Source organism: Streptomyces sp. NPDC004561 (assembly GCF_053602155.1).
Genome location: NZ_JBSGDB010000674.1, coordinates 1 through 3,768, shown reverse-complemented (window position 1 = coordinate 3,768; position 3,768 = coordinate 1). Strand labels below are relative to the sequence as shown.

Below are 3,768 nucleotides of genomic sequence, written 5' to 3'. Positions count from 1 at the left end.
GATCGCGAAACCGAGGCCGATCGAACCGGCCTGCGTCTGCCCCATACCGCTCCCGGCCGACTGGATAGCTGAGTTGATGCCGATGACCGCGCCGCTCGCGTCGAGCAGCGGGCCGCCGGAGTTGCCCGGGTTGATCGAGGCGTCGGTCTGCAGCGCGCTCATGTAGGAGTTCTTGCCGCCGGAGCCGTCGCCGGACGCGACCGGGCGGTTCTTGGCGCTGATGATGCCGGTGGTGACCGTGTTCGACAGGCCGAAGGGCGGGCCGCTCATCCGCGCCGGTGCGCAGCCCCAGCAGCTTGTCCAGGGTGGAGCGCGCCTTCTCGTAGTCGCCGAGCCCGGTGTAGGCGTCGATCAGCGGCGCATACGCCGTCCACTGCTTCGGCGCCAGCTTCAGCGCCTGCTCGCCGTACCGTTTCGCCTCCGGGAAGTCCCGGCGTGCGAGCGACAGCGCGGCCAGGCCGTCCAGCGCCTCGGGGTCCTGTCCGCCGCGCAGCTGGAGCGAGGTCTCGAGCGCCTGCTGGGCCTTCGGATAGTTCGTCGCGTCGGCGGTCCGGCGCCCCCGCTCGACGTAGGCCGTCCCCAGCACCGTCCAGGCCCGGGCGTCCCGCGGAGCGGCCCGCACCCGCTGCTCCTGCCGCCCGATCAGCGCCGTCAGCTGCGGCAGCGCGGCCGGCACCCCGGCGGTCACCGTCGTCAGCGCCTGAGCCGGCGCCTGTGCCCGCGGGCCCGCGGCGGGCGGACTGACGGCCTCGTGCAGCCGCTGGGGCCACAGCGTCAGCACCGCACCCGCGACGAGGCCGCCGGCCAGCGCGGTGACCAGCACCCGCCGCAGCAGCCGCCGGGGGCGGCGCGGCGCCGGCGGCTCGGCCATCAGGGACGTACCGGGCTCGCACAGTCGGTTGTCCATGGCGCTCACTGTGCGTCAATACGACGAGCTGATCCGGGCGGCCCAAGCGGAGGGCGGATGGGGTTCACACCGATGGCCGTGGGTGCGAACCTGTGATCGTGAGCCGTATCGAAGCGCCCCGCGACGCAGGCACCGCGGCAACCAGCACCCTCGCCGACCGGCTCCTGGCCGGTCTGCCCCCCGAGGCCGTCCTGACCGACCCCGACGTGACGGCCTCCTACTCCCACGACATGGCGAGCTTCTGCGCGGCCGGCGCCCCGGCCGTCGTGGTGCTGCCGCGCACCGTGGAACAGGTGCAGCACGTCATGCGAACCGCCACCGAACTGCGCGTCCCGGTCGTCCCGCAGGGCGCCCGCAGCGGGCTGTCCGGCGCCGCGAACGCCACGGACGGCTGCATCGTGCTGTCCCTCACCAAGATGGACCGCATCCTGGAGATCAGCCCCGTCGACCGGATCGCCGTGGTCGAGCCGGGCGTGATCAACGCGAACCTCTCCCGCGCGGTCGAGGAGCACGGCCTGTACTACCCGCCGGACCCCTCCAGCTGGGAGATGTGCACCATCGGCGGCAACATCGGCACGGGCTCCGGCGGCCTGTGCTGTGTGAAGTACGGCGTGACCGCCGAGTACGTCCTCGGCCTGGACGTCGTCCTCGCCGACGGCCGCCTGATGACCACCGGCCGCCGCACGGCGAAGGGCGTCGCGGGCTACGACCTCACCCGCCTGTTCGTCGGCTCCGAGGGCTCCCTCGGCATCGTGGTCCGCGCGGTTCTGGGCCTGAGGCCCAAGCCGGCCCCGCAGCTGGTGCTGGCCGCCGAGTTCCCCTCCGCGACCGCCGCCTGCGACGCCGTCTGCCGGATCATGGCGGGCGGTCATCTGCCGTCCCTCCTCGAACTGATGGACCGTACGACCGTCAAGGCCGTCAACGACCTCGCGCACATGGGCCTGCCGGAGACCACCGAGGCGCTGCTGCTGGCCGCCTTCGACACCCCGGACCCGGCCACCGACCTCGCCGCCGTCGGCGCCCTGTGCGAGGCCGCCGGCGCGACCGCGGTCGTCCCCGCCGACGACGCGGCCGAGTCCGAGCTGCTGCTCAAGGCCCGGCGGCTCTCGCTGACCGCGCTGGAGGCGGTGAAGGGCACGACGATGATCGACGACGTGTGCGTGCCCCGGTCGAAGCTGGGCGAGATGCTCGACGGTGTGGAGCGGATCGCCGAGAAGTACGGGCTGACCATCGGCGTCTGCGCGCACGCCGGCGACGGCAACACGCACCCCACCGTCTGCTTCGAGGCCGGCGACCCCGACGAGTCCCGCCGGGCCCGCGAGTCCTTCGACGAGATCATGGCCCTCGGCCTGGAGCTGGGCGGCACCATCACCGGCGAACACGGCGTCGGCGTACTGAAGAAGGAGTGGCTGGCCCGGGAGATCGGCCCGGTCGGCGTGGAGATGCAGCGGGCGGTGAAGCAGGCCTTCGACCCCCTCGGCATCCTCAACCCCGGCAAGGTGCTCTGACCTCTCCGGGAGGCCGCTCACCGGGCGAGCAGCCGGTCGAGCCCGTCGTCGATGCCGAGCCGGCGGCCCTCGGTCCCCGGGGGCACCACCCGCAGCGTCCGCTCCAGCCAGGCCGACACCTGCGGGACCGGCGCCTCCAGCAGGGCGTCCCCGTCCGGCGAACTCAGGGCCACCAGTACGACGTCGTGCCCGTCCGCCTTGGTCGGCCATGCCCGCACGTCCCCGTGCCCGCACGGGCGGAACACCCCCTCCACCAGCAGCTCGCGGGCGAACGTCCAGCCGACCGGGTGCTCGGAGTTGATGTGGAAGGTGATGTGGACGGCGTAGGGGTCGTCGGAGCGGTAGCTGAGCCGGGCCGGGACCGGGATGCTCCGCTCGGGCGACAGGACGAGCTTGAGCTCCAGCTCCCGCTCCACCACGGTGTGCTGCATGACCTGCGTTTCCTTTCTGGCCGGATCTGCTCGGGACCGCTTCGGACGGCCCGTACCAGGGAGAGGGGGGAGCGGCGGCCGCATTACGCGGGTTACGGAAGATTTTTTTCGCTCGCGTGTCGCACTCGGGTACGTCGTTGCCCGGAAAGGAGTGGGTACGGCGGGACTGGCGATGGGGGGAGCCCGCGTCTGATAGATGTGGAGGCTCCCATCCCACCCACGAGCAGATACGGGACGACGGACATGAGCGCCCCAACCCCGGCCCCAGGTGACGACCGGCCCCGCGAGGGCTACTACCCGGACCCGTCCATCCCCGGTTACGTCCGGTACTGGAACGGCGCCTCCTGGGTGCCCGGCACCAGCCGCCCGGCGCCCAGGGACGGCGAACCGCTCAGCCCGCCGCCCGGCGTCCGCCCGGCCGCCCCGTCCGTGGAGGAGACGGGTCCCCACTTCTTCGACGAGGACCCCGAGCCGCCGGCCTCGGGCCACGGGAACTCCCCGCACCCGGGCGTTTCCGGCCACGCCGCCCAGTGGCCTGCGGCGGCGGCCGGGCCGGGCGGTGCCGGTGACGGCGCCGGCCGTGGCGGCGGGTGGAGCGCCGATCCGCGCGTGGCACCGGACGCGCCGGCGCAGCCCGACGGCCGGGCGACCCGCGCCGACGGCACGACGACGATCCCCCCGGCGGAGGGCGACGCCCCCGACCCCGGCACCTTCATCTTCCGCCGCCCGATTCCCGGTCCGGCGGCCGCCCACCCGGACGACGGCGCGACGCCGTCCCGCCAGGCGCCCGGCCAGGGCGCCGGCGCGGGCGGCGGTCCCGCTTCGGCAGGTCCCGGAGCCGTCGCCTCCGGCGGTCCCGGGTTCGGCGCCGGGAAGGCCGCCGCCGCCCGGGCCGCGGGCGCGCAGGCGCCCCAGAGCCACC

Annotated in this window: 3 protein-coding genes and 2 pseudogenes; 2 read left to right on the top strand and 3 right to left on the bottom strand. The window is 74.2% G+C overall.

The window, feature by feature from the left end; all coding sequences use genetic code 11:
* Together ACWEN3_RS43355 and ACWEN3_RS43350 are read right to left on the bottom strand one after the other, a co-directional pair.
* Positions 1 to 264 (bottom strand): annotated as a pseudogene (locus ACWEN3_RS43355) (S1C family serine protease); the annotation flags it as partial.
* 73 nt (positions 265 to 337) lie between these two features.
* Positions 338 to 871, bottom strand: a pseudogene (locus ACWEN3_RS43350) (tetratricopeptide repeat protein); the annotation flags it as partial.
* A 128-nt stretch (positions 872 to 999) separates the two neighbouring features.
* Here ACWEN3_RS43350 and ACWEN3_RS43345 point away from each other — a divergent pair.
* Positions 1,000 to 2,415, top strand: coding sequence for an FAD-binding oxidoreductase (locus tag ACWEN3_RS43345; RefSeq protein ID WP_452983314.1), 1,416 nt, complete (start codon positions 1,000 to 1,002; stop codon positions 2,413 to 2,415).
* Positions 2,416 to 2,432: 17 nt separating this feature from the next.
* Here ACWEN3_RS43345 and ACWEN3_RS43340 read toward each other — a convergent pair whose 3' ends face one another.
* Positions 2,433 to 2,846 (bottom strand): SsgA family sporulation/cell division regulator, encoded by a 414-nt coding sequence (locus ACWEN3_RS43340; RefSeq protein ID WP_452983311.1) that lies wholly within the window; start codon positions 2,844 to 2,846, stop codon positions 2,433 to 2,435.
* A 243-nt stretch (positions 2,847 to 3,089) separates the two neighbouring features.
* On the opposite strand from ACWEN3_RS43340, the gene ACWEN3_RS43335 reads away from it, so the two are divergent.
* Positions 3,090 to 3,768 (top strand): DUF2510 domain-containing protein (locus tag ACWEN3_RS43335; protein ID WP_452983309.1); only part of this gene is annotated, 679 nt, incomplete at its 3' end.